At 65.7% G+C, this 24,690-nt stretch carries 24 protein-coding genes; 11 read left to right on the forward strand and 13 right to left on the reverse strand.

Annotated features, from left to right (window positions below):
• Nucleotides 1–43: 43 nt before the first annotated feature.
• The 5 genes from AC1DSD_RS00650 to AC1DSD_RS00670 form a co-directional block, all read right to left on the reverse strand.
• The gene (locus tag AC1DSD_RS00650; protein WP_478027690.1) at nucleotides 44–295 is read right to left on the reverse strand and encodes an ATP synthase F1 subunit epsilon; all 252 of its coding nucleotides are present in this window, start codon (nucleotides 293–295) and stop codon (nucleotides 44–46) included.
• A 268-nt stretch (nucleotides 296–563) separates the two neighbouring features.
• The gene (atpD, locus tag AC1DSD_RS00655; protein WP_478028229.1) at nucleotides 564–2,006 is read right to left on the reverse strand and encodes a F0F1 ATP synthase subunit beta; all 1,443 of its coding nucleotides are present in this window, start codon (nucleotides 2,004–2,006) and stop codon (nucleotides 564–566) included.
• Nucleotides 2,007–2,276: 270 nt separating this feature from the next.
• Nucleotides 2,277–3,158 (reverse strand): F0F1 ATP synthase subunit gamma, encoded by an 882-nt coding sequence (locus tag AC1DSD_RS00660; protein ID WP_478027691.1) that lies wholly within the window; start codon nucleotides 3,156–3,158, stop codon nucleotides 2,277–2,279.
• Nucleotides 3,159–3,326: 168 nt separating this feature from the next.
• Nucleotides 3,327–4,856, reverse strand: coding sequence for a F0F1 ATP synthase subunit alpha (atpA, locus tag AC1DSD_RS00665; RefSeq protein WP_478027692.1), 1,530 nt, complete (start codon nucleotides 4,854–4,856; stop codon nucleotides 3,327–3,329).
• Nucleotides 4,857–4,867: 11 nt separating this feature from the next.
• On the reverse strand, nucleotides 4,868–5,422 hold the full coding sequence (locus AC1DSD_RS00670) for a F0F1 ATP synthase subunit delta (protein WP_478027693.1): 555 nt from the start codon (nucleotides 5,420–5,422) through the stop codon (nucleotides 4,868–4,870).
• Between the two features lie 369 nt (nucleotides 5,423–5,791).
• Here AC1DSD_RS00670 and AC1DSD_RS00675 point away from each other — a divergent pair, with 369 nt between their 5' ends.
• The 7 genes from AC1DSD_RS00675 to AC1DSD_RS00705 all read left to right on the forward strand — a co-directional run bounded on the left by AC1DSD_RS00675 (nucleotide 5,792) and on the right by AC1DSD_RS00705 (nucleotide 10,654).
• A complete protein-coding gene (locus tag AC1DSD_RS00675; RefSeq protein WP_478027694.1) occupies nucleotides 5,792–6,640 on the forward strand; it encodes a hypothetical protein in 849 nt (282 codons plus the stop codon).
• Nucleotides 6,640–7,350 (forward strand): alpha/beta hydrolase, encoded by a 711-nt coding sequence (locus tag AC1DSD_RS00680; protein WP_478027695.1) that lies wholly within the window; start codon nucleotides 6,640–6,642, stop codon nucleotides 7,348–7,350. Before AC1DSD_RS00675 ends, AC1DSD_RS00680 begins: the two co-directional genes overlap by 1 nt.
• Before the next feature lie 40 nt (nucleotides 7,351–7,390).
• The gene (locus AC1DSD_RS00685) at nucleotides 7,391–8,086 is read left to right on the forward strand and encodes a M24 family metallopeptidase (RefSeq protein ID WP_478027696.1); all 696 of its coding nucleotides are present in this window, start codon (nucleotides 7,391–7,393) and stop codon (nucleotides 8,084–8,086) included.
• Between the two features lie 41 nt (nucleotides 8,087–8,127).
• A complete protein-coding gene (locus AC1DSD_RS00690) occupies nucleotides 8,128–8,550 on the forward strand; it encodes a hypothetical protein (protein WP_478027697.1) in 423 nt (140 codons plus the stop codon).
• A gap of 2 nt (nucleotides 8,551–8,552) precedes the next feature.
• The gene (locus AC1DSD_RS00695; protein ID WP_478027698.1) at nucleotides 8,553–9,083 is read left to right on the forward strand and encodes a GNAT family N-acetyltransferase; all 531 of its coding nucleotides are present in this window, start codon (nucleotides 8,553–8,555) and stop codon (nucleotides 9,081–9,083) included.
• 66 nt (nucleotides 9,084–9,149) lie between these two features.
• Nucleotides 9,150–10,187: a bifunctional DNA-binding transcriptional regulator/O6-methylguanine-DNA methyltransferase Ada gene (gene ada / locus AC1DSD_RS00700; RefSeq protein ID WP_478027699.1), complete on the forward strand. Its 1,038-nt coding sequence runs from the start codon at nucleotides 9,150–9,152 to the stop codon at nucleotides 10,185–10,187.
• Nucleotides 10,187–10,654: a DUF1203 domain-containing protein gene (locus AC1DSD_RS00705; RefSeq protein ID WP_478027700.1), complete on the forward strand. Its 468-nt coding sequence runs from the start codon at nucleotides 10,187–10,189 to the stop codon at nucleotides 10,652–10,654. Before ada ends, AC1DSD_RS00705 begins: the two co-directional genes overlap by 1 nt.
• Nucleotides 10,655–10,841: 187 nt before the next feature.
• On the opposite strand, the gene AC1DSD_RS00710 is transcribed toward AC1DSD_RS00705, so the two are convergent.
• Entirely contained in the window at nucleotides 10,842–12,407 is a 1,566-nt protein-coding gene (locus AC1DSD_RS00710; RefSeq protein WP_478027701.1) for an alpha/beta hydrolase, read from the reverse strand.
• A 134-nt stretch (nucleotides 12,408–12,541) separates the two neighbouring features.
• On the opposite strand from AC1DSD_RS00710, the gene AC1DSD_RS00715 reads away from it, so the two are divergent.
• Complete coding sequence (locus AC1DSD_RS00715) at nucleotides 12,542–13,432, forward strand: lysostaphin resistance A-like protein (protein WP_478027702.1); 891 nt, start codon at nucleotides 12,542–12,544, stop codon at nucleotides 13,430–13,432.
• Here the strand turns inward: AC1DSD_RS00715 and AC1DSD_RS00720 are convergent.
• The 3 genes from AC1DSD_RS00720 to AC1DSD_RS00730 form a co-directional block, all read right to left on the reverse strand.
• Nucleotides 13,408–14,940 carry a S1C family serine protease gene (locus tag AC1DSD_RS00720; protein WP_478027703.1) on the reverse strand — a complete coding sequence of 511 codons (1,533 nt, stop codon included), beginning with the start codon at nucleotides 14,938–14,940 and terminating at the stop codon, nucleotides 13,408–13,410. The two genes, AC1DSD_RS00715 and AC1DSD_RS00720, sit on opposite strands and share 25 nt — an antisense overlap.
• An 87-nt stretch (nucleotides 14,941–15,027) precedes the next feature.
• Nucleotides 15,028–16,557: a tetratricopeptide repeat protein gene (locus tag AC1DSD_RS00725; RefSeq protein ID WP_478027704.1), complete on the reverse strand. Its 1,530-nt coding sequence runs from the start codon at nucleotides 16,555–16,557 to the stop codon at nucleotides 15,028–15,030.
• A gap of 68 nt (nucleotides 16,558–16,625) precedes the next feature.
• Entirely contained in the window at nucleotides 16,626–18,794 is a 2,169-nt protein-coding gene (locus AC1DSD_RS00730) for a primosomal protein N' (RefSeq protein ID WP_478027705.1), read from the reverse strand.
• A gap of 98 nt (nucleotides 18,795–18,892) precedes the next feature.
• Here AC1DSD_RS00730 and AC1DSD_RS00735 point away from each other — a divergent pair, with 98 nt between their 5' ends.
• Both AC1DSD_RS00735 and AC1DSD_RS00740 read left to right on the forward strand, forming a co-directional pair.
• The gene (locus tag AC1DSD_RS00735; protein ID WP_478027706.1) at nucleotides 18,893–19,336 is read left to right on the forward strand and encodes a hypothetical protein; all 444 of its coding nucleotides are present in this window, start codon (nucleotides 18,893–18,895) and stop codon (nucleotides 19,334–19,336) included.
• Nucleotides 19,333–20,217 (forward strand): tyrosine recombinase XerC, encoded by an 885-nt coding sequence (locus tag AC1DSD_RS00740; protein ID WP_478027707.1) that lies wholly within the window; start codon nucleotides 19,333–19,335, stop codon nucleotides 20,215–20,217. Before AC1DSD_RS00735 ends, AC1DSD_RS00740 begins: the two co-directional genes overlap by 4 nt.
• A gap of 184 nt (nucleotides 20,218–20,401) precedes the next feature.
• On the opposite strand, the gene AC1DSD_RS00745 is transcribed toward AC1DSD_RS00740, so the two are convergent.
• From AC1DSD_RS00745 to rsmI, 4 genes are all read right to left on the reverse strand, one after another.
• On the reverse strand, nucleotides 20,402–21,001 hold the full coding sequence (locus AC1DSD_RS00745) for a DedA family protein (protein WP_478027708.1): 600 nt from the start codon (nucleotides 20,999–21,001) through the stop codon (nucleotides 20,402–20,404).
• Nucleotides 20,998–21,954: a glutathione synthase gene (gene gshB / locus AC1DSD_RS00750; RefSeq protein ID WP_478027709.1), complete on the reverse strand. Its 957-nt coding sequence runs from the start codon at nucleotides 21,952–21,954 to the stop codon at nucleotides 20,998–21,000. The genes AC1DSD_RS00745 and gshB overlap by 4 nt, the downstream gene beginning before the upstream one ends.
• Before the next feature lie 121 nt (nucleotides 21,955–22,075).
• Complete coding sequence (locus AC1DSD_RS00755; RefSeq protein ID WP_478028231.1) at nucleotides 22,076–22,447, reverse strand: YraN family protein; 372 nt, start codon at nucleotides 22,445–22,447, stop codon at nucleotides 22,076–22,078.
• Between the two features lie 100 nt (nucleotides 22,448–22,547).
• Nucleotides 22,548–23,381: a 16S rRNA (cytidine(1402)-2'-O)-methyltransferase gene (gene rsmI, locus AC1DSD_RS00760; protein WP_478027710.1), complete on the reverse strand. Its 834-nt coding sequence runs from the start codon at nucleotides 23,379–23,381 to the stop codon at nucleotides 22,548–22,550.
• Nucleotides 23,382–23,393: 12 nt separating this feature from the next.
• Between rsmI and AC1DSD_RS00765 the strand changes: the two genes are divergently transcribed.
• Nucleotides 23,394–24,584, forward strand: a complete 1,191-nt coding sequence (locus tag AC1DSD_RS00765; protein WP_478027711.1) for a penicillin-binding protein activator — start codon at nucleotides 23,394–23,396, stop codon at nucleotides 24,582–24,584.
• Nucleotides 24,585–24,690 lie beyond the last annotated feature (106 nt).

Here is a 24,690-nt window from a genome sequence, read left to right on the forward strand (position 1 = left end):
CGCCGGGCGGGAAATAGCTGCGGCTATTTCCCTGCGCCGAGCCTTACCCCGCCTGCTCAGCCAGCACCGTCAAGCCGGTTGCCGACACCTCGGCGAATCCGCCCTTGATCGGCACCAGCTCGGGCTCGGTCTTGTCGGCGCGATAGATCGCCAGATTGCCGTCGCGAATCGTCGACATGAAAGGCGCATGGCCTTCCAGCACGCCGAAATCGCCTTCGGTGCCGGGCACGACGACCTGATAGACTTCCTCCGAGCGGAGCAGCTTTTCGGGCGTGACGAGTTCGAAATGCAGCATTGCCTTGTCCTGTTTTCCCTCTCCCGTCGGGATCGGGCTGTTCCGCCGGGCCGAAATTCCCCCCGGGAATTTCTCAACGATGCTGGGAGCATCGTTGACCCGGCGGGACAGCCCGATGGTTGCGCAGACTTAGGCCCGTCAGGGCCTTAGTCGGAGCTGGGTGAGGGGATCACCCTATCGAGAGCGGGTCCCCTCATCCAACTTCGGCTAGGCAGCAAGCTGCCAAGCCTTCGTATCCTTCTCCCTCTGGAGAAGGTTTGCAGTAGCCTTACGCCTCCGCGGCCATCTTCTCGGCCTTGGCGATCGCGCCGTCGATGCCGCCGACCATGTAGAAGGCCGCTTCCGGCAGGTGATCATACTCGCCGTTCACCACTGCCTTGAACGAGCGGATCGTGTCCTCGATCTGGACGAACTCGCCCGGGATGTTGGTGAACACCTCGGCGACGTGGAACGGCTGGCTGAGGAAGCGCTGGATCTTGCGCGCACGCGACACGGTCAGCTTATCTTCTTCCGACAGCTCGTCCATGCCCAGGATGGCGATGATGTCCTGCAGCGACTTATACTTCTGCAGGGTCGACTGGACGGCGCGCGCGGTGTCGTAATGCTCCTGGCCAACGATCCGCGGTTCGAGCACGCGGCTGGTCGAATCGAGCGGATCGACCGCCGGATAGATGCCGAGCTCGGAGATCGCGCGGTTGAGCACGGTCGTCGCGTCCAAGTGGGCGAACGAGGTCGCCGGCGCCGGGTCGGTCAAGTCGTCCGCGGGGACGTACACGGCCTGGACCGAGGTGATCGAGCCCTTGTTGGTCGAGGTGATGCGTTCCTGGAGCGCACCCATATCGGTCGACAAGGTCGGCTGATAGCCCACCGCCGACGGGATGCGGCCGAGCAGAGCCGACACTTCGGCGCCCGCCTGGGTGAAGCGGAAGATGTTGTCGACGAAGAACAGCACATCCTGGCCTTCGACGTCGCGGAAATATTCCGCGATGGTCAGGCCCGACAAAGCGACGCGGGCACGCGCGCCCGGCGGCTCGTTCATCTGGCCATAGACCAAGGCGACCTTCGATCCCTCGCTGACGGCATTGCCGTCGGCATCCTTGGCGATGACGCCCGCGTCGAGGAATTCGTGATAGAGGTCGTTGCCTTCACGCGTGCGCTCGCCGACGCCGGCGAACACCGAGGTGCCGCCATGGCCCTTGGCGATGTTGTTGATCAGCTCCTGGATCAGCACGGTCTTGCCGACGCCGGCGCCGCCGAACAGGCCGATCTTGCCGCCCTTGGCGTAGGGCGCGAGCAGGTCGATGACCTTGATGCCGGTGACCAGGATCGAGCTCTCGGTCGACTGATCGACGAACAGCGGCGCGTCTGCGTGGATCGGCGAGGTCTGCGTGGCGTTGACCGGACCGCGCTCGTCGATCGGCTCGCCGATGACGTTGAGGATGCGGCCGAGCGTGGCCGGGCCGACGGGCACGCGGATTTGCGACCCGGTGTCGGTGACGTTCTGGCCGCGGGTCAGCCCCTCGGTCGAGTCCATCGCGATCGTGCGGACGGTGTTCTCGCCGAGATGCTGCGCAACTTCGAGGACCAGGCGGTTGCCGTTGTTATCGGTCTCGAGCGCCGACAGGATCGCCGGCAGCTGGTCGGGGAAGGTCACGTCGACGACCGCGCCGATCACCTGGCTGATGACGCCGACATTGTTGGTCGTCGCGATCGGCGCGGCAGTGGTCGCCTCGGCCTGGGGCGCGGCGGCCTTGCGCGGAGCGGCCGGCTTCTTGGCCGGGGCCTTGGTCTTGGGAGCAGCGGTTGCCATCGGTCTTTCCTTGTTACTTCCTGTTGCCAGTCGCGAACTGACAGCTCTTCGTCACATCGTCCCAACGGCCGCCGCCATCGAGACATTTATCAATCTTGATCGCCGGAACCGCCCAGATCCATACGACCGCCAACACCGCGATCACGAGGACGAGGGCCGCTCCCTTCTTCACTACAGCGCTTCAGCGCCCGAAATGATTTCCACCAACTCGGTGGTGATCGCGGCCTGGCGGGCGCGGTTGTACTGGATCGACAGCCGCTTGATCAGGTCGCCGGCGTTGCGGGTGGCGTTGTCCATCGCGGTCATCTTGCTGCCCTGCTCCGACGCCGAATTCTCGCGGATCGCTCGGAACAGTTGGATGCCGACGTTGCGCGGCAGCAGGTCGGCGAGGATTTCCTCTTCATCCGGCTCGTAATCGACCGCGGCGCTGACGCCCGTCGCGTCGGCGGCGATCGCAGGGATCGACACCGGGATGATCTGCTGCTCGGTCGGTTCCTGGGTCAGCACCGACTTGAAGCGCGAATAGAATAGATGCGCGACGTCGAACTCGCCCGCTTCGAACCGCGCGATCAGATCGTCGGCATAGCCGCGCGCATCGGCGAAGCCGAGCTTGTCGAGCGCGCCGGGTTCGATCGAGTGGATAAAGTCGTTGGGGTACAAGCGGTTGAGCACCGCGCGACCCTTTTTGCCGATGGTGTAGAACTTGACGGTCTTGCCCTCGGCGATCAGCTCGGCGGCGCGACGGCGCGCCAGACGCGCGATATTGGTGTTGAACGCGCCGGCCAGACCCTTGTCCGACGTCGCGACGACGAACAGGTGAACCTGATCGCGGCCGGTGCCGGCGAGCAATTTGGGCGAGTTCGGCCCGACGGTGACGGTCGAGGCGAGGCTCGCCACGACCTTCTCCAGCCGCTCGGCATAGGGGCGGCCGGCCTCGGCCGCTTCCTGCGCGCGGCGCAGCTTGGCGGCGGCGACCATCTTCATCGCCTTGGTGATCTTCTGCGTCGACTTCACCGAGCCGATGCGGATCTTGAGGGCCTTAAGACTTGCCATCGTAACCTTCTTTGCCTCTCCCGCCTGCGGGAGAGGATACGGAGACTTGGCAGCTTGCTGCCTAGTCGGAGTTGGTGAGGGTCTTCCTTGTTCTTCTCGCTCAACCGCCTGGAAGAAGAAAGAAGACCCTCACCCAACCCTCTCCCGCAAGCGGGAGAGGGCTAGAACTTACGCAAACGTCTTGGCGAAGGCGTCGAGCGCGGCCTTGAGCTGGTCGCGGACGTCATCCTTCAGATCCTTGCTGTCGCGGATCGCCTTCAGGATGCCGGCGTGGTTCGCACGCATGTCGGCGAGCATCGCCGCTTCGTAGCGCACCACGTCGAGCGTCGGTACCGCGTCGAGATAGCCAGCGGTACCGGCGAAGATCGACACCGTCTGCTCTTCGAACGGCAGCGGGCTGAACTGCGGCTGCTTGAGCAGTTCGGTCAGGCGCGCGCCGCGGTTGAGCAGCTTCTGGGTCGAGGCGTCGAGGTCCGAGCCGAACTGCGCGAACGCCGCCATCTCGCGATACTGGGCGAGCTCGAGCTTGATCGAGCCGGCGACCTTCTTCATCGCCTTGGTCTGCGCGGCCGAGCCGACGCGCGACACCGACAGACCGACGTTGATGGCGGGACGGATGCCCGCGAAGAACAGATCGGTTTCGAGGAAGATCTGGCCGTCGGTGATCGAGATCACGTTGGTCGGGATGTACGCCGACACGTCGCCCGCCTGGGTCTCGATGATCGGCAGCGCGGTCAGCGATCCGCCGCCCATCGCGTCCGACATCTTGGCGGCGCGCTCGAGCAGGCGCGAGTGGAGATAGAAGACGTCGCCCGGATAGGCTTCGCGGCCCGGCGGGCGGCGCAGCAACAGCGACATCTGGCGATAGGCGACCGCCTGCTTCGACAGATCGTCGAACACGATCAGCGCGTGCATGCCGTTGTCGCGGAAATATTCACCCATCGCGGTGCCGGTATAGGGCGCCAGGAACTGCAGCGGGGCGGGCTCCGACGCGGTCGCGGCGACCACGATCGAATATTCCATCGCGCCGTTCTCGGTCAGCGTCTTGACCAGCTGCGCGACGGTCGAGCGCTTCTGGCCGATTGCGACATAGACGCAATACAGCTTCTTCGACTCGTCGTCGCCAGCGTTGACCGTCTTCTGGTTGATGAAGGTGTCGATCGCGACGGCCGACTTTCCGGTCTGACGGTCGCCGATGATCAATTCGCGCTGGCCGCGGCCGACGGGGACGAGTGCGTCGATCGCCTTCAAGCCCGACTGCATCGGCTCGCTGACCGACTGGCGCGGGATGATGCCCGGCGCCTTCACCTCGACGCGGCTGCGCTTCTCGGCGACGATCGGGCCCTTGCCGTCGATCGGATTGCCGAGGCCGTCCACGACGCGGCCGAGCAGGCCCTTGCCGACGGGGACGTCGACGATGGTGCCGGTCCGCTTGACGACGTCGCCTTCCTTGATCTCGGCGTCCGAGCCGAAGATCACGACGCCGACATTGTCGGCTTCGAGGTTGAGCGCCATGCCCTGCACGCCATTGGCGAACTCGACCATCTCGCCCGCCTGGACGTTGTCGAGGCCGTGGATGCGGGCGATGCCGTCACCGACGCTCAGCACCTGGCCGGTTTCCGAGACCTCGGCCTCGGTGCCGAAATTGGCGATCTGGTCCTTGATGACCTTCGAGATTTCTGCGGCGCGGATGTCCATGTTCTAAACCTTCAGCCTTTCATCGCGTGCGCGAGGGTATTGAGACGGGTACGGATCGAGGAATCGATCATCTGCGATCCGATACGAACGACCAGGCCGCCGAGCAGCGACTGGTCGACATTCAATTCAACGGCGACCTCGCGGCCGACGCGCTGGCGGAGCTGCTGCTTGAGCTCGCTCACCTGTGCCGCGCTCAGCGGATGCGCGGAGGTCACTTCGGCCGTGGTCTCGCCGCGATAGCGCGACGCGAGGCCGCGGAACGCGCGGATGATCGCCGGCAACTGGCCGAGCCGCCGGTTGTGCGCGAGCACGCCCAGGAAGCTGGTGGTCGTCGCGTCGAGCTTCATCACGCCGGCCGCGGCGGCGACCGCCTTGGCGGCGTCGAGTCGGCCGATCAGCGGGCTGGTGGTCAGCGTCTTGAAGTCGGCCGATTCGGCCAGCGCCTGACGGATCGTCGCCAGGCTCGCTTCGACCGTGTCGATCGACTTCGATTCGCGGGCGAGCTCGAACAGCGCGGTTGCGTACCGTCCACCTAAGCTCGCTTGAATACCGCCGGATTGCTCCACGCGATGATGGTCCTTTTCAAAAGGGTATGTGGCCCCATACGAAAAGAGGGCAGCCCTGAGGCGCCCTCTATGGGTTGGCGCGCGGTTAGCATCGGGGGGCTGGGGATGCAACCCGGTGCTTTAGGATGAGGCGCCGATACCCCTCTGCCGCGTGCGGGAGAGGGAGGGGCCGCCGCGTAGCGGTGGGAGGGTGAGGGTCTTCTTGCTACTTCTTTTTGGCACTGGCCGCTTGGAAGAAGAAAGAAGACCCTCACCCAACCCTCTCCCGCTTGCGGGAGAGGGCTAGGAGGCACGAGAGGGCGAATTTCGCCTATCCGTGCTTGACCGATGCAGCGAGGAAGTGTGCAAAAGTGCATATAGGGGTGCCAAATGGACGTCGAACTCGCCGAAGAACGCGTGCTGATCCTCGCCGACCGGTTCAACATGGACCATGCCGAGGGGCGCGCCTGGACCAAGCGGACCGACGCGTTCGGGACGATGGCGAAGATCACCGGATTCCTGTCGCGTCCCAAGGACGACGAGTATGAAGTGATTTATCGCGAGCGCCGGTTGCAGCCCTTCTTCCGCATCGGCTGCACCGCGACGATGACCTATGAGCGGCGCAAGGACTATCGCGTCGCGGTCGACGCCAACGTCACCAAGGTCGAGATCGACGGCAAGACGCATGAGGTCACCTCCGGCGCCTATACGCTGACCGGCACCGAAACCTGCCACGACGAGATCCATCGCGAAGTCTATTACGACGCGATCAGCGGCAGCCCCGACCCTAGCGCCGCGCAATACGTCCAGCACGAAGCCAAGATCATCGACGCCGCGGGCCTTGCCAAAGCGGCGGCCGATGGCGCGGTGGTGGTGCCGCCGACCGCCAAGGCGTCGATGCTGGTGCGCGACGTGCTGGCGAGCTCGATCGAGCGGATCGAGGCCGACAAGGTGCTTGAGGAGAAGCTCTCGCTCCATCACATCGACCTCTATTATCGGCCGGTCTACGCCTTCCGCTATCGCTGGCAGGGCAAGGAAGCGGTGGTCGAGTTCGACGGGGTGACCGGCGACACGCGGACCGGCGGCAGTACGTTCGAGCAGTTCCTTGGGCACAAGATCGACGCCGAATTCCTGATCAATGCGGGGGTCGAAGCGGCGGGCATCTTCATCCCCGGCGCGCGGCTGGCCGAGATCGTCATCTCGAAGAGCATGAAGGCGCAGAAGGACAAGAAGAAATAGTGCGCCGCGGGTTGCGCCGGGCCGCGATCCGGCTGCTGACCGCGGCTGCACTGATCTATATCGCCATCGTCGGGCTGCTTTACACATTCCAGCGGCGGCTGATCTATCCCGGTTGGTATTTCGGGACCGCGGCAGTCAATCCCGATCAGAGCGACTATCGCGACGTCACCATCACGACTTCTGACGGTTTGCGCGGGCGGCTGCTCTATCATCCGCCGCAGCCTGGCAAGCCGGTGATCCTGTTCTTCCACGGCAACGGCGATTCGGTGCTGGGCAGCGCGGTTGCGATGCGCTCGCTGGTGGCCGCGGGCTATGGCGCGGTGCTGCCCGAATTCCGCGGCTTCAACGGTGCGCCCGGCATTCCTGACGAGCAAGGACTTTATCGCRACGCGCGCGCCCGCGCGCTGATCCTGGTCGCTCCTTATGCCAGCATCGCCCATGTCGCCGCGGCCCGCTTCTGGTGGCTTCCCGCCAATTTGTTGGTCAGCGAGCGGTTCGACACGGCGGCCAAGATCGGCCGCATCGCCTGCCCGACCTTGCTGATCCACGGTGCGGCCGACACGACCATTCCTCCGGAGAACAGCGCCTTGCTCAAGATGCTGCGCCCAGCTGCCGATCGCGCGGTCGTTCCGGGCGTCGAACACGAAGTGGTGTTCACGCCGGCGGCACAGGCACTGATCGCCCGTTGGCTCGACGCGCATAGGCTCTGATCGCTGGCCCAGCGTGGTGCGACCGCCTATTGGACACGCGATGACTCACGCCACGCTCTCGCCCGCCGCGCGCCATGCCGAGCTTCACGCCGCCCAAGACATCGCGCTGACATTGCTCGATCGGATCGAAGCGCTGGGATTGATCGCGCCGGGCCGCACCGAACGCGAGGTCGAGCAGGACATCTATGCCCTCGCGCGCGACGAATTCGGGGTCGAGAAGCATTGGCACAAGCGTATCGTCCATGCCGGCGTCAACGGCCTCGCCACCGCGCGCGAGAATCCGCCGGTGCTGACGATCGCCGAGGACGATCTGGTCTTCCTCGATCTCGGTCCGGTGTTCGATGATTGGGAAGCCGATGTCGGCCGCTCCTATGTCGTCGGCAACGACCCAGACAAGATCCGCCTCGTCGTTGATCTCCCGCTCCAGTTCGACAAGGTCAAAGCGCAGTTCGACACGCATCCCGACATCACCGGTGCCGATCTCTATGCTTTCGCGTGTGACAGCGCGGCGGCGGCGGGTTGGCGGTTCGGCGGCGTCATCGCCGGGCATGTCGTCGGCGAATTCCCGCACGCGCATCTGCCCGGCGACAAGGATTTCTACCGGATCAACCCGGAGAACACGACCCGGCTGCGCGACCCCGATCCCAACGGCAACGAGCGCTTCTGGATCCTCGAAATCCACCTGGTCGATCCCGCCGGCCGCTATGGCGGATTCTACGAACGCCTGATGTCCTGATCCGGCTTGTCCGCGATACTGCCGCTGCCTAAGGCGGGACAATGAAAGGCACCACGCTGCGCAGCCTGCGCCAATGGCACCACCTTATCGGTGTCTTCCTGGCCCCCGCGATCCTGTTCTTCGCGTTCAGCGGGTTGATCCAGGTGCTTGGCTGGCAGGATGCGCGCAACCCGCCACCTGCCGGGTGGGTGTCGGCGATCGCAGGTATCCACAAGAAGCAGGCATGGCCCAAGCCGCGGCCGGCCGAACCCGCGCACAAGCCCGCCGCTGCCCGGCCAGCTGGGGATGACGATCATGGCGGACTTACACCGCTCAAGGTCTTCGCCTTGCTGGTCGCGACCGGACTGTTCACGACCACGCTGATCGGCCTGACCATTGCGTTGGGCACTCGCGCGATGCGTCGCAAGTCGCTGATTGCGTTTGGGCTCGGAGTCGTCGTGCCCGTCGTCCTGCTGGTGCTGTGACGATGGCGCTCGACCGCCAGCCACACCTGATCGGCGAGCTGATCGAGCTTCGCCCGGCGACCGCCGACGATTTCGACGTCTTGTTCGCGGTCGCCAGCGACCCGCTGATCTGGGAAGTCCATCCTGCGCACGATCGCTGGCAAGAGCCGGTATTCCGCCGCTTCTTCGCCGATGGACTTGCCTCGGGTGGGATGCTGGTCGCGATCGACCGCGCGAGCGGGGCGGTGATTGGCAGCTCCCGCTACGATTTCGGTCGCGCCGAGGCCGATGAGGTGGAGATCGGCTGGACCTTTCTCGCGCGGTCGCATTGGGGCGGCCGCTATAACGGCGAGATGAAGCGGCTGATGCTCGATCATGTCTTTGCCGGCGTGTCGCGGGTGATGTTCATGATCGGCGAAACCAATGTCCGCTCGCGCCGCGCGGTCGAGAAGATCGGCGGCAAGCTGACCGATCGGCGCCATCATGCCGAGATGGCGGGCAAGCCCGTGACGCACGTGATCTACACGATCGATCGGCCCGCCAAGGCGGCGTAATCCCGTTGCCGCTTTGGCCGCAAACGCCGGGATGTGGGGAAGTGCGCGGGCGCCTACATAGGCTGCATGACGACCGAAACCCCCATCGATATCGACGCCGCCTGGGCGGCCTTCGAGGCTCGCGACCGCGCGCATGACGGACGCTTCGTCGTCGCGGTCAAGACGACCGGCATCTATTGCAAGCCGAGCTGCCCGGCGCGGCATCCGAGGCGCGAGAATGTCGAGTTCCATCGCGATGCCGCCGGCGCGCGGGCTGCTGGGTTCCGCGCCTGCCTGCGCTGCAAGCCCGATGAGGTTGGCCGTGATCGCATCGCGGTGGCCAACGCTATTGCGCTGCTAGAAGCGGCGGAGGAGGCGATCCCGCTCGAGGAGTTGGCGGCCGAGGTCGGCTATGCGCCGCACCATTTCCACCGCTTGTTCAAGCGCGCCACCGGGGTGACGCCGGCCGCTTATCTCCGCGGTCTGCGCGCCACCCGCGTTGCCCAGGCACTCAAGGAAGAAAGCTCGGTCACCAATGCGATCTACGAGGCTGGATATTCAGCCCCCAGTCGCTTCTACGAAGGCGGCGCCAAGCGGCTGGGCATGACCCCGAGCGCCTGGCGGCAGGGCGGGGCAGGGGTGACGATCCGCTGGACGATCGCCGATACCAGCCTGGGCAAGTTGCTGATCGCCGCTACCGACAAGGGATTGTGCCGCGTTTCGTTCGACGAGGATGCGCTCGATCTCGCCAAGCATTTTCCCAAGGCCGAGATCGTCCCTGGAGGCGCCGCGCTCGGCGACCTCGCCGCGCGCGTCGTCGCCAAGGTCGAATCGCCTGATCGCGACCAGAATCTGCCGATCGACGTCCAGGGCACCGCCTTTCAAGAGGCAGTATGGCAAGCGCTTCGCGACATCCCCGCGGGGGAGACGCGGTCCTATGCCGAGCTCGCCGCCATCGCGGGCAACCCCAAGGCAGTGCGTGCCGTCGGCAGCGCGTGCGGCGCCAATCATGTCGCGGTCGTCATCCCTTGCCACCGCGCGCTGCGCAGCGACGGCTCGATGGGCGGCTATGCTTATGGCGTCGACCGCAAGACCTTCCTGCTCGATCGTGAAGGAGTGAAGTAATGGCGTATGTGATCCGCGGGCTCGACCCCACCCCGTTCAAGCCGCTTTATGGCCTGAGCGACGGCGAGCTCGCCGCGTTCGGCGCGATGCGCCGCCGCGCCGACGAAAAGCCCGGTTTTCCCTGCCGCGTAACGCTGGCGGATGCCGAACCGGGCGAGGATCTGATCCTCATCAACTACCAGCATTTGCCGGTCGATAGCCCCTATCGTGCGAGCTACGCGATCTTCGTTCGCGAAGGCGCCGAGCAAGCGGCGGAATATCGCGACGCGGTTCCCGAACAGCTTTCCCGCCGCCTGCTCGCATTGCGCGCGTTCGATGCCCAAGGGATGTTGCTCAAGGGCGACGTGATGGACGGCGGCGACCTGGCCGAGACGATCGACCCGTGGCTGGAGGATCCGAACGTCGCCTATCTCCAGGCGTACAATGCCCGCGCAGGATGCTTCGCGGCGCGGATCGACCGGGCTTAAGCGACGTCTTTGAACTCCCCTCCCTGCTTGCAGGGAGGGGCAGGGGGTGGGTGCGCGCGTCTGCGCGCTCACAAAAACTCGTCGGCGGCCCGGAAAAGCAGCGTCGGACGGGGCATCGAGCCCCGCCCAACGCTCAACCCACCCCTTAATCCCCTCCCTTGCAGGGAGGGGAAAGCCCTAGTGAAGCTTAAGGCGCCGGGCGCTTCACTCCCGGCCGCGCCACGGCATACATCGCCCAGGCATTGTCCTTCATCAGCGCCATCTTGTCGTCGCCGCGGACATAGAGGTCGAAGTGCGTCTTGTCGGGCAGGTAGGTGAAGCTCGCCTTGATCCGCGCCTTGGCCATCGCTGCCTCGAGCAGATGCGCCGGACCATCGAGATAGAAGGTGTCGGCAGTGCCCACGGTCAGGTGGATCTTGCCGTCGAGGTCGGGGCGCAGCACCGCGGCGTCGCGCGTGACGATATTGGCGATGTCGTAATTGTCGCGCCAATAGGCGACCACGGTGGGATCGACCTTGCCGGTCCCGCGGTCGAACACCGGCGCCGGCCGGCCATCGGCGGCGCGCGGGCTGAACACCCATTCGAACGAGGCGATCTGGCCGCCATAGGGGCCGAGCACTGCCTCGGCGCGGGCGAATTGCTCCATCGTCGCGATCAATTTGCCGTGATCGCGGACCAATGGAATCGGCTGGCCCTTGGCGTCGCGGTAGAAATTCGCGCCCGGCGCGTAGAGGTCGATATTGGTGAAGTTGTGGAAGTCGCTTGGGTCGGGTGAGGTCGGCCAGCTGCCACCGAACAGCTTCGGATAGCGAACCTGGAGCCAGAGCGTCGACCAACCGCCCGAACTGTGCCCGGTCAGAAACCGCCCGCTCGGCCTGGCGTCCATCGCATATTGGCGCTCGAGCGCGGGGATCAGTTCCTCGGTCAGCGCCTTGCCCCAGGGACCGTTATTGGCCGAATCGGCGAATTCGTTGGTCCCGGTCGCGCCGCTATGATCGAGGAACACCCAGATCATCGGCGGCAGCGAATGATCGTCCATCATCGCCGAAATGCGCGCGCCCTGCATCCGCTCCGACGCGAGCGTCCCGCCGAAGCCGCTGTCCGAATAGACGGTGGGGAATTTCGTCTTGCCGTCATAGTCGGGCGGTAGCGCGATCCAACCGCGGATCGATGTCGGAGTGCCGCGGAAAGCGGTCAGCGCCGTACTTTGGAACTCGACTGGCTTGAGCTGGGCGAGCGCGGCTTCGACTGGCGGCCGCTCCTTGGGCGACAGGCGTGCCAGCATCGCCGTCGGATCACCGGCCGGGACCATGGTGTCGAGCGCGATCGTCGGTAGCTTGCCGGGTAGGGTCACCTCGACCACCTTCGACACCAGATCGCCGGCATCGCGGCCGCCATAATTGTAATTGCGGTTGCGATCGAGCACCGCCTGGACGCGATAGGTCCCGGGCGGCAGGCTCGACAGCGGCGCGGGAAAGGTATCGGCCTCGCCATCGATCTGCGCGATCGTCTTGGGGCCGAGGTCGCTCACCTCGCGTGCCGCGATCGACGCACCGGTGGGCTCGAACGGCGAGAAGTCGACTGCGTCCGCCGGCTTGGCGTCGGGCTTGGCCTTTTCGGCGAAGACGATCAGTCGCCCCGAGAAATGATCGCCCAGCGCGGGCGCCACGGTCACCGGGATAACCACCGGGGAGGCGGGCGTGTCCGCTGCGCCGATCAACGCCAGGCAAGCCAGCAGGCCAAGTCGCTTCATCGCTCTTTTCCCCAATGTCGTCGCGACCGCCCGGCCTTGTCATCCGACGCCAGCCGATTCCCTTTCATTCCCGGATATCCGAATTGCTTGCGCAAGACACCTGTTGATCTAGGCTCGCGGCGGACGGAGGTGGCATGGACGAAGACGATCAATCGACGCCGACGCTCAGGATCCTGCGCCACCCGGCAATGCTGCTCGTTCTCGCGGTCTTGACGGCGTTCTGCGCAATCATCGTGACCGGCGAGATCGGAAAGGTGATCAGCGGGACCGTGAGCGGTCCGGCGGGTATGCTTGCCGCTGCCGTCACCGTCGCAGTGCTGTTCATCGCCGTCTATGCCGCCTTTCGCTACTGGGTGGAGGGGCAACCGGTGCGCGAGTTTGCGATGCCGGGCGCGGCGTCCGAATTGGGGGCTGGGTTTCTGACCGGCCTGATCCTCTTTTCGATCATCGTCGGTGTGATTGCCGTGTTTGGCGGATATCGCGTGATCGGTACGCATCCCTGGAGCGTGCTCGTCCCGGCGCTGGCGATCGCGATCCTGTCGGGTGTGACCGAGGAAATTATGTTCCGCGGCTGGTTCTTTCGACTGGTCGAGCGCTGGCTCGGAAGCTGGGCAGCGCTGGTCCTGTCGGCGGTCCTATTCGGCGCCCTGCATCTGCATAATCCGAATGCGACGCTGCTCGCGGGAATCGCGATCATGTTCGAAGCCGGAATCATGCTGGCGGCGATCTACATGATCACTCGCAGGCTGTGGGCAGTGATCGGCCTCCATGCGGCGTGGAACCTGGCTCAGGGCGGTCTGTATGGCATCCCGGTTTCCGGGGAAAATATGGATGGCGTGCTGCGGCCCGATATTCGCGGCTCCGACCTGTTGACCGGCGGTGCGTTCGGCGCCGAAGCGTCGCTTCCCGCGATCGTCGTCGCGACCGCCTTCGGACTCGTGCTGCTCTATGTCGCGTGGCGGCGCGGTCGGTTCATGGCCCCGCTTTGGGTCCGTCGCCGTCAGGGCGTGGTCGAACAGGCGTAAACCAATTTCTCGCTATAGGTCGTCGGCAAGGCGGCGCGGATCGACTGCTGTTGCACCATCAGATTGTTGCGCGTGCCGGCATCGGCGCTGCATTGCTTGAGCGGGCTCTGCGCGCGCACCTTACGCGCGGCGTCCATCTGCACCGCGCTCAGGAAATAGCGATAGGCGGTGTAGGTCCGCGTCTCGGGGTCGAATTGCAGTACCGATACGGTCTGCTCGTCGTTCGGCACCAGCACGCGCGTCCATTTGCCGTTGTCATCGGCATATTGCGTCTTGCCGTTCAAGCACCCGTCCTGCCCCCAATCGAGATTGACGTCGGCGGTGGCCGACACCGTCACGCGGCTGCGGTCGGGCTGGAACTTGCATGCCATCTTGCCCAGCGAGCTCGCGCCCGCCGCCGACGGAGTCGGCGTCGCGACGGGTACCGCAAAGCCCGGGGGCAGCATCGGCTCCTCGCTCGGCCGCAACAGGAAGACGATGACCGCCGCGACGATCAGCACGCCGCCGGCCGATCCCGCCCAGATCGCCTCGCGCTGGCGTCCGCGCGAATAGAGCAGACCGCCGCCGCCGACGGACAACGCGCCGAGTACGAGCAGCAAGGCCGAGATCGCCATGACGTTCTCGCTGGCGCGCTGGGCATTGAGCCGCGCCGCTTCGACCGCCTGTTGGCGGCTGGCCTGGTCGCGCGCGGCGGAATCGCGGCGCGACGCATCGGCCGCCTCGCGCGCCGCTGAGTCCGCCGCCTCATCGGCGCTCAGCCGCGCTTCGAGGCTCATGCAGGGAATGTCGACCGTGTTGAACGCCTGCCTGTGCTCGCGCAGGAAGCCGGCAAGCTCGCTCTCGGCGATCGCGAAGGCGAAATTGGCATCGCCATCTTCGCCGCGCGTGATCGCCGAATTGACTCCCATCACGCGTCCGCAGCGGTCGAGCAGCGGGCCGCCCGAATTGCCGCGCGAGATGCTCGCGCTGTGGAGCAGCACGTTGATGCCGTCGATATTGCGGCTGGCCGACAAGGACCCTTCGGAGCGCACCGGCGCCAGCGGCTTGATATAATCCGCCGCCGATTGCGCGGTCGCCAGGTCGACATTGCCGGGATAGCCGAGCGAGACGAGGCCCATGCTGTCGTCGGGCGCGCCGGTGTACAGCGTCGCCACCGGCAGCGCGGCGCCGGTGATTTCGATCAGCGCCAGGTCGCGCTTGGCATCGATCGCGACGACGCGACCCTGGTACGATTTGGATCCCTCAGAGGGCACCACACCGATGACGACATTGTCGGGATATTTCTGTGCGAGCTCGACGACATGCGCGTTGGTGACGATCCGATTGGGTCCGACCGCGAAGCCCGAACCATGGCCGAATCCAACCACTTCCTGATCGACGATCGCGATCGTCACGACGCGGACGACGCTACGCGAGGCCGCCGCGATGTCGTCGGCCATGGCGAGCGACGGAGCTGCAACCCAGCCAAAGGCCGTCAGAATTACCAGCAGACGAAGCAAACGAACCATAGGCCTGCCCTTCCACGAAACGCGCCGCGCTTCAATGCGCGATCGGCGGTTTGTTTTCCGGCGCTTCCGGCGATCTGTTCTCGTTCGCTAGCTCTGCGACGCCTCGCTCTTGTCGCTTTTGCTAGACTCCAGCGCTTTCAGCGCTTCGTCGATCTTGCCCGCGTCGATCGCCGTCACCGCGTCGAGCGCGGTGTTGACCGAGCCGGCGCGATGCGGGCTATAGGCCACCGGCAGCAGCGCCAGCCGGGCGCGCTCCTTCTCCCCGCGATGCAGCAGGATGATCGCCGCGTTCATCCGCAGCTCATAGGCATAAGGGGCGTCGGTATAGGCCGACAGCAGCCCGTCCTCGGCATTGCTGGTCGGCTTGGCGTGCGCCTGGAAGAAGCTCTGGTAATAGAGGGTCAGCGGCTCGGGATTATCGGGGTCGAGATGATTGGCTTCGATATAGCCGTGCCGTGCGGTGCGCCAATGCGATGGGTCGCGATCTTCGGTCTTGGCCAACTCGGCGCACATCACCATGCTCTTGTAGATCAGCGCGTGGATCGACTTGGGATCGGCGGCCAGCGCGCGCTCGACCGCCGCCTTGGCCGTCGGCAAATCTCCTGCGTCGAATGCGGCTTCGGCCAGCTCGTTCTGCGCGCCGGCGTCATTGGGGAATGGGGCCGCCAACTTGCTTGCCAGCGCGGCGACCTCGTCCGCGCTGGACGCGTCGACACCGCGGGTCGAGCGCAGGCGTGCCGGCATCACCGCTGCCTCGCCGGGGGAAAGGACGCGCAGCTTGATCTCGCCGATCGGAAGCGAACTCGCTTTCAGCGTCGCGACGGTGATCCTCGACCGCATGATATAGGCGGTCATATCGCTATCGAGCTTCTTCAAATCGCCGAACGCATTGGTCGCTTCCTCGACCTTCTTGCCGGCATTGATCGCGTCCATATACTTCGCCAACTGTCCTTTGCGAGACTCGTCGAAGCTCAGATAATGCAGCAACAGCCAGCCGCGGCCGTAGAGCGCCTCGGTCTGATCCTCGCGCAGCTTGCCGGGGTCGAGCTGCAACATGCGACCTGCCGGCAATGCCGAACTGTCCCCCAGCGACCAGACGCGATAGACCGGGGGCTGGCCGATGGTCACACCGCCGTCCTTGTTGAAGGACGCGGTCGCGTTGAATTCCGCAAAACCCTCCACAAACCATTCGGGAAAGACCGTGTTCGGCCAGTTCAGGAACATGAAATGATGGGCATATTCGTGCAGCAGAATGGCTTGAGCGCTGAGATCGAACACCGATCCGCTGGGCGCGTCGCGCGGAACGAAAGCCACCGGGCCGCCTATTCGCGTCTCGTAGAAGCCGGCGACGTTGCTCATGCCCTTGCCGGCTAGGCGGCGAACGTCGCCGATGCTCCCCACCATGTAGACTCGGACGCGGTCGGCGTCGGCCAACTTTTCGTCGGGGACGCCGCGCATTACCCGCATCGCTTTATCGAATTTCTCCAGCCGTTCGGTGAACGCCCTGATCCGCTCCGGTTTGTCGTCGGCATAGACGATGAAATGCGTGGAACTCGCTTCCTGCCATACGGCGTGCGCGGCGAACGGCCATGCCGACACGACAAGCGCGGCTGACATCAATAACTTGCGTACCATCCCATCCCCCGGAGAACGCGTGACTTTGCCGCGGAGGCTAGGAGCCTGCATCAGACAAAGCTATATGGATCAACGTCCACAATGACGCGAACCTTGGACGGCCAGTCGAGCCCGCCGAGCCAGGCGCGGATCACGTCCTGGACGTCGAGTCCGCGCCGCGCGTGGATCAGCAGGCGATAGCGATGGCGGCCGCGCAGCATCGCCAGCGGGGCCGGGGCGGGGCCGTAGACTTCCATCCCCTCGACCCGCGGGGCAGTTCGGCCCACCAGCTTGGCGATGTCATAAGCGGCGGATTGATCTTCCGAACTGACCACGATCGCGGCGTAGCGGCCGAACGGCGGGGCGCCGGCCTCGCGCCGCGCCTCGGTCTCGGCTGCGGTGAACGCGTCGGCGTCACCCGACACCAACGCTTCCATCACCGGCGCCTTGGGGTCGTGCGTCTGGATGAAGACATGGCCGGGTTTCTCGCCGCGGCCGGCGCGCCCCGCCACCTGCATGATCTGTTGGAAGGTGCGCTCCGCCGCGCGCAAATCGCCACCGCCGAGGCCAAGATCGGCGTCGATCACCCCGACCAGGGTCAGATTGGGGAAATGATAGCCCTTGGTGACGAGCTGGGTCCCGATGACGATGTCGATCTCGCCCGCTTCCATTCGGTTGACGAACTCAGCCGCCTTGGCCGGGGACCAGATCGTGTCGCTGGTGACGATGGCGGTACGCGCTTCGGGCCATAGCGCCGCCACTTCATCGGCGATGCGTTCCACGCCTGGCCCGCAGGCGACCAGCGAATCCTCTTCCTTGCATTCAGGGCATGCGCGCGGCGTCGGCATGACGTGGCCGCAATGGTGGCAGCTCAGCCGCCGGACCAGCCGGTGCTCAACCATCCAGGCCGTACAATTGGGGCATTGGAAGCGATGCCCGCAGGCGCGGCACAAGGTCAGCGGCGCATAGCCGCGGCGGTTGAGGAACATCAGCGCCTGCTCGCCGCGCGCCAGGGTCTCGTCGATCGCCTTAACCAATTTGGGCGCGATCCAGCGGCCGCGCTCCGGCGGGTCCAGCAACAGATCGATCGCCTCGATATCGGGCATTTCCGCGGCGCCATAGCGGCCGGGCAGCTTCACTTCGGCATAATTGCCGATCTCGACCTGCTGGCGCGTCTCGATCGCCGGGGTGGCAGTGGCGAGCACGACCGGAATGTCCTCGAACTTGCCGCGCATCACCGCGACATCGCGCGCATGGTAATGCACGCCCTCTTCCTGCTTGAAGCTGGTCTCGTGCGCCTCGTCGACGACGATCAGGCCGAGATTGGAATAAGGCAGGAACAATGCCGAGCGCGCGCCGACCGTGACCAGCGCCTGGCCGGTAGCGATTGCGCGCCAGGCGCGCCGCCGTTGCGACTGGCGCAGCCCCGAATGCCACGCCACCGGCTCGCACCCGAAGCGCGCGGTGAAGCGCTGCAGAAACGGTTCGGTCAACGCGATCTCGGGGAGCAACACCAGGGTCTGGCGCCCGGCGCGGATCGCGGAGGCGATCGCCTCGAAATAGACCTCGGTCTTGCCCGATCCGGTCACCCCGTCGAGCAAAGTCGGCTTGAAGGCATGCGCGGCGACGTCGGCGGTCAGCGCGTCGGCGGCGCGCTGCTGCTCTTCGGACAGAACCGGGACGTCGTGGCCGGGATTGGGGAGCGGAAAGGGGCTGTCGATATCGACCTCAACCGCCTCGATCGCGCCGACCTTGACCAGGCCTCGAATCACGCCGTCGGATACGTCGGCGATCGTCGCCAGCTCGCGGACGAGACCCTGGCGGTCGCCGATCCGCTCCAATGCCTGGGCGCGTTGCGGCGTCAGCCGGTCGGGGACATGCCCGGTCGGGCGATATTCGGTAACGGTCCGCGCGCCTTCGAGCGCGGAGGAGGAGGGCAGCGCCATCCGCGCCACCGAGACCGGGGAAGCGAGATAATAATCCGCCGTCCACTCGATCAGCCGCCGCATCGCATCGGTCAGCGGCGGTACCGGCAGCACGTCGATCAGGTTGCGTAACCGATTGTCGCCGACCTCGGCATCCGACGGCATCCGCTCGGGCTCCCACACCACGCCGAGCAGCTGGCGCGGACCCAAAGGCGCGACCACCAGCGACCCCGGCTCGACCGTCATGCCATGCGGCACGCGATAATCGAGCGGACCCAGAGCGGAGTTCATGACGAGGACGCGAGCGCGGGACATTGCCGCTCATATGGCGATTCCTGTGCGTAGGCGAAACCTCGCGCATGCCGGTTTCGTCCGCCCTGTTCCGGTTCGTCCATGCCCGCTAGAACAAGGGGGTGACCCCGCAGGAACAACTCGACGGCTTCATCGACAAATTCACGCCCGATGTCGCGGCGACGATCCGGCGCGCGGTGGCGATGGTGTCGGCGCGGCTGCCGGGCGCGACGATCCTGGTCTATGACAATTACAACGCGCTCGCGATCGCGTTTGGGGCGAGCGAGAAGCGCCAGTCGATCATCTGCTCGGTCGCTGGCTATCCGCGTTGGGTCAGCCTGTTCCTGTCCAACGGCCCGACATTGCCCGATCCCGAAGCACTGCTGGAAGGCGAGGGCAATACCGTTCGCCACGTCAAGCTGGTCGGCGACCGCATGAACAGCCCGGCGGTCGCCGCGCTGATCGATGCCGCCCTAGCCAGCGTTGCAACGCCGATCGATCCGGCGGGCGAGGGGCGGCTGGTAATCAAATCGGTCTCGGCCAAGCAACGGGCGCGGCGCCCGTGACGGCGCTGCCGTTCGAGTTCGGCCAGCATCTGTCGCGCGACCGGCGGCGCTCGGCGCATACCGTCCGCGCCTACGAGGCGACTGCTGTCCGCCTGGTCCAGTTTCTCGGCGAACATTGGGGCGAGGAGGCGGATCGCGCGGCGCTCGGCCACGTGACGGCGGCCGATTTGCGCGCCTATCTCGCGCGGCGGCGTGGACAGGGCCTGGGCAATTCCTCGGCTGCCCGCGAGCTGTCGGCGGTCAAGACCTTCCTCAAATGGGCGGCGGGGGACGAGGCGTCGCCGCGGATGCGCGGGCCGCGCGTCAAGAAAGGCGTGCCGCGTCCGGTCTCGCCCGCCGATGCAATCGCATTGGCCGAAGAAGTCGCCGAGGACGCCGCCGAACCCTGGATTGCCGCGCGCGATTGGGCGGTGCTGCTGCTGCTTTATGGCGCAGGGCTGCGCATCGGCGAGGCGGTCGGGCTGACCGGCGCGATATTGCCGCTGGGCGAGGCGATGGCGGTCACCGGCAAGCGCGACAAGACGCGGATCGTGCCGTTACTGCCCCAGGTGCGCGAGGCGATCGACACCTATGTCGCGGCGTCGCCTTGGCCGGTGGTGCGCAGCGAGCCCTTGTTTCGAGGGGCGAAGGGCGGGCAGCTATCGGCCGGCGTGGTCAGGAAATCCGTTCAGGCGGCGCGGATCCGTCTCGGACTGGCCGATCGCACCACGCCACATGCGCTGCGGCACAGTTTCGCGACGCATCTGTTGGGGCGCGGTGCCGACCTCCGCCAGCTTCAGGAATTGCTCGGTCATGCCAGCCTGAGCTCGACCCAGATCTACACCGCAGTCGACGCCGCCCATTTGCTCGACGTGTACCGGAACGCGCATCCGCGGGCATGAGGGAAGCAGTTTTCCCCTCCCTGAAAGGGAGGGGATCAAGGGGTGGGTGTTGCGCCGGGCGAGGCTCGATGCCTCGTCCGACGCTTTTTTGGTGAGCGATGAGTGAGTCTTTATAGGCGCGCAGACGCGCGCACCCACCCCTAGCCCCTCCCTGTCAGGGAGGGGAATTTCAGGCGTCGCGAGTCTAAGCCCGCGGCTTCCACGTCACGACGCGCCACGCATACCAGACTGCAATCGCCGCGCAGATCGCGATCGCCGCCGGCCCGGTCCAGCCCTCGGCCTCGCGGAAATTGGCGCCGAGATACCAACCCGCGCCGGTCAGGAACGCATTCCAGATCGTCGTTCCGGCCAGTGTCCAGACGATGAACTTCCACCGCGGCATTTTCGAGATGCCGGCCGGCAGCGACACGATCGACCGCCCGAACGGCGCGAAGCGGAGCGCGAACACCAGCCATTGGCCGTGGCGGAAGAAGAAATTGTCGATCCGCTCGACGTCCGACCAGTTGACCGTCAGCCAGCGCCCGTTGCGGTCGACGAACGGCTTGAGCTTCTGCAGCGGCACGTTGCGGCCGATCCAGTACCAGAAATAATTGCCCATCGTGGAGCCCAGGGTGCCGGCAATCATCACCCCGGCGAAACTGAGCTTGCCATGCGCGACCGCGATCCCGGCGAAGCCCATAATGACTTCGGACGGGATCGGCGGGATGATATTCTCCAGCGCCATCCACAGGAAAATCGCCGCATAGCCCCATTGTTCGAGGCCATCGAGGAACCACTCGGTCATCCTGTTGCCGCGACCTTCTTCTCGATCGCGTCCCAGATCATTGCCGAGACATCCACGCCGTCGAGCCGCTCGATAGCGACGATGCCGGTGGGGGAAGTGACGTTGATCTCGGTCAGCCATTCGCCGCCGATCACGTCGATCCCGACGAACAGCAGCCCGCGTTTTTTGAGTTCTGGGGCGAGCGCGGCGCAGATCTCGCGCTCCTTTGCGGTCAGCTCGGTTTTCGCCGCCGACCCGCCGACCGCCAGGTTGGAGCGGAATTCGCCTTCGCCTGGAATGCGGTTGATCGCGCCGGCGATCTCGCCATCGACCAGCACGATGCGCTTGTCGCCGCTGGCCACGCCGGGCAGGAACGCCTGGAGCATGTGCGGCTCGCGCCAGGTCATGTTGAACACCTCGATCAGCGCCGACAAATTGGTGCCCTCGCGATCGACCTTGAACACAGCCTTGCCGCCATTGCCATGGATCGGCTTGACGACGATCTCGCCATGTTCGTGGAGGAATTTGCGCGCTTCCTCCAGGCTGCGCGTGACCAAGGTCGGCGGCATGAAGCGCGCAAAGTCGAGCACGAACACCTTTTCCGGCGCGTTGCGGACGCTGGCGGGATCGTTGACCACCAGCGTCTTGTCCGCGATCCGCTCGAGCAGGTGGGTCGCGGTGATATAGCCCAGGTCGAACGGGGGATCCTGGCGCATCAGCACGACATCGGCCTCGTCGCCCAAATCCAGGTTCACCGGCTCGCCAAAGCTGAAATGCTTGCCGGCCACGCGCTCGACGGTGACCGGATGCGCCTTCGCCCAGACACGGCCGTCGCGATAATTGAGCGCATCGGCGGTATAATGGAATAGCCGGTGCCCGCGCGCCTGCGCCGTCAGCATCAGCGCAAAGCTCGAATCGCCGGCGATGTTGATCGACTCCATGGGATCCATCTGGACGGCGACATTCAGCGGCATGCGATTCTCTTTCCTTACTCGTCACCCCAGCGAACGCTGGGGTCTCGTCGGGCTTTTACCGCCAGAGATGCCAGCTTTCGCTGGCATGACGGTTAATGCTTTAGCGTATTAGTCGGCTATGTCACCCGATCCACGCATTCTCGATATGGCGAGGCCTGGTGCCGGGCGCCAGCAGGATAACGTCGACACGGATATCGTCGCCCGGCCCGGCATAACGCGGCATCAATACTTCGGCTGCCGCCGCTACCCGAGCGAGCCGCCGTTCGTCGATCGCGAAATCGAGTTCGGCCGCGGTCGCGCGCATCTTCACTTCGACGAACGCGATCAAATTGCCCTTGCGCGCGACGAGGTCGACTTCGCCCGCCGGCGTGCGGACGCGCTTGTCGAGGATGCGCCAGCCCTTGAGCCGAAGCCACCAGGCAGCGATCCGTTCCCCGCGCCGGCCCGAGGCCTCGGCGGCGCGGCGATCCCTCTTAAAGCCCCTCCCCTTCAGGGGAGGGGTTGGGGGTGGGGTTGGGTCTCCGGCGCTCAGCCAAGCCTCCCCCACCCCGACCCCTCCCCCGAAGGGGAGGGGCTATTGATGAGCTCCACACTCACTTCTTCATCTCCATCGCCCGCGCGTAGAGTTCGCGGCGATCCAGGTTCAGCCGCTTGGCCACTTCCCCCGCCGCCTTGCTCGCGGGCAGCCGCGTCAACGCCTCGGCCAGCGCGCTATCCGCATCCTCCACGCTCGCCGGTGCCGCCTCGCCCGGCGGCGCCACGACCACGACGATCTCCCCCTTGGGCGCCGCTTCGGCATAACGCGCGGCGAGCATCGACAATGTTCCCGTCACCGCTTCCTCGAACTTCTTGGTGATTTCGCGCGTCACCGCCGCTTCGCGGTCGCCGAGCTTCTCCGCCAGCAGCGCCAAAGTCGCCGCCAGCCGCGGGCCTGATTCGTACAGCACCAAAGTCGCGCGAATCGCCGCCACTTCGACGATCGCCTCCGCCTTGGCCCCTGCTTTGGCCGGCAGGAAGCCGATGAACAGGAACCGGTCGGTCGGCAGCCCGGCCAGGGTCAGCGCCGCGATCGCCGCGCACGGCCCGGGGATCGTCACCACCGCATGCCCGGCCGCGCGCGCATCGCGGACCAATTTGTAGCCGGGATCGGAGATCAGCGGGGTCCCCGCGTCGCTGACCAACGCTACCGCCTCACGCCCCATCCGCTCGATCAGTCCGGGGCGAACGCGGTCGGCATTATGGTCGTGATAGGCGATCATCGGCCGTTTTATGCCGATGTGGCGGAACAGTCCCGCCGTCACGCGCGTATCCTCGACCGCGACCAAGGCGGCATTCGACAGTACGTGCGCCGCGCGCGGCGACAGGTCACCGAGATTGCCGATCGGGGTGGCGACGATATAGAGACCGGGCATAAGAACATCAGACATCAGGGGACCGTCATGGCAGAGGCAGCAACCGCACCGCAACGACTGACGCAATTAAAGCGGGCGGTTTTCCTGTTCGGACTGCTGGTGCTCAGCGCCTGTTCGACCGTCGTGCCGCGCTCCGGACCGCCGGTAGAGCGCGGTCCTGCGGTCGTCGCCCCGCCGGTCGCCCCGCCGGTGATGCCCGGCCTGCCGACCGATAACGAGCATCACATGGTGGCCTTGCTGGTCCCGCTGACCGGCAACAATGCCGGCGTCGGCAAGAGCATCGCCAACGCGACCCAGCTCGCTTTGCTCGATACCAACAACAGCTCGCTGCGCATCACCACCTACGACACCGCGACCGGCGCGGCCGCGGCGGCGCAGCGCGCGATCGATGACGGCGCGCGGGTGATTCTCGGGCCCTTGCTCGCCGAAGACGTTCGCGCGGTCGGTCCGATCGCCAAGCGCGCCGGGGTTCCGGTGATCAGTTTCTCGAACGATTCGAGTCTGGCCGGATCGGGCGCGTATCTGATGGGCTATTCGCCGGGCCAGTCGATCGAGCGAGTCGTCGATTATGCCCGCGATCAGGGGATCACCACTTATGGCGGCCTGGTCGCCAACGGCGTCTATGGCCAGCGCGCCTCGACCGCGTTTCTGCGCGCGGTCGAATCCGCCAAGGGCCAGGTGATCTCGCTGCAGAATTACGATCATACCAATCCGTCGATCACCGGCGCGACGTTGCGCCTCGGCAAGGCCGGTTCGGTCGGCGCGGTCCTGGTCGTCGATGACGGTGCGACGGCGGCGGGGATCGTTCCGCTGCTGCGCCGTAACGGCGAGGCCGGCGCGCGCGTGCTTGGCACCGAACGCTGGAACACCGAGGCATCGATCGCCGCCAAGCCTGCGCTCAACGGCGCGTGGTTCGCCAGCGTGCCCGACACTCTCTACCGCCAATATGCGGTCAAATACCGCGCACGGTTCGGCGCCGCTCCCTATCGCCTGTCGAGCATGGGCTATGACGCGGTATTGCTGACCATCCGCATCGCGCGTGACTGGCGGATCGGCGCGTCGTTCCCGGAGGACCGCTTGCGCGACAAGGACGGCTTTTCGGGCATTGACGGCGCGTTCCGGTTCAGCCGCGACGGCATCGCCGAACGTGCGTTGGAGGTGCAGGAAATTCGTGGTGGCACGACGGTGACGATCTCGCCCGCGCCGGCGGGGTTCTAACAGCTAGAAAATCCTCCCCGTTTACGGGGAGGGGGACCGACGCGCAGCGGCGGTGGAGGGGGTGGGCCACATATGTCATCGCTCGCGGCCCACCACTCCCTCCACC

This window comes from Sphingomonas sp. P4_D12 (assembly GCF_056401895.1).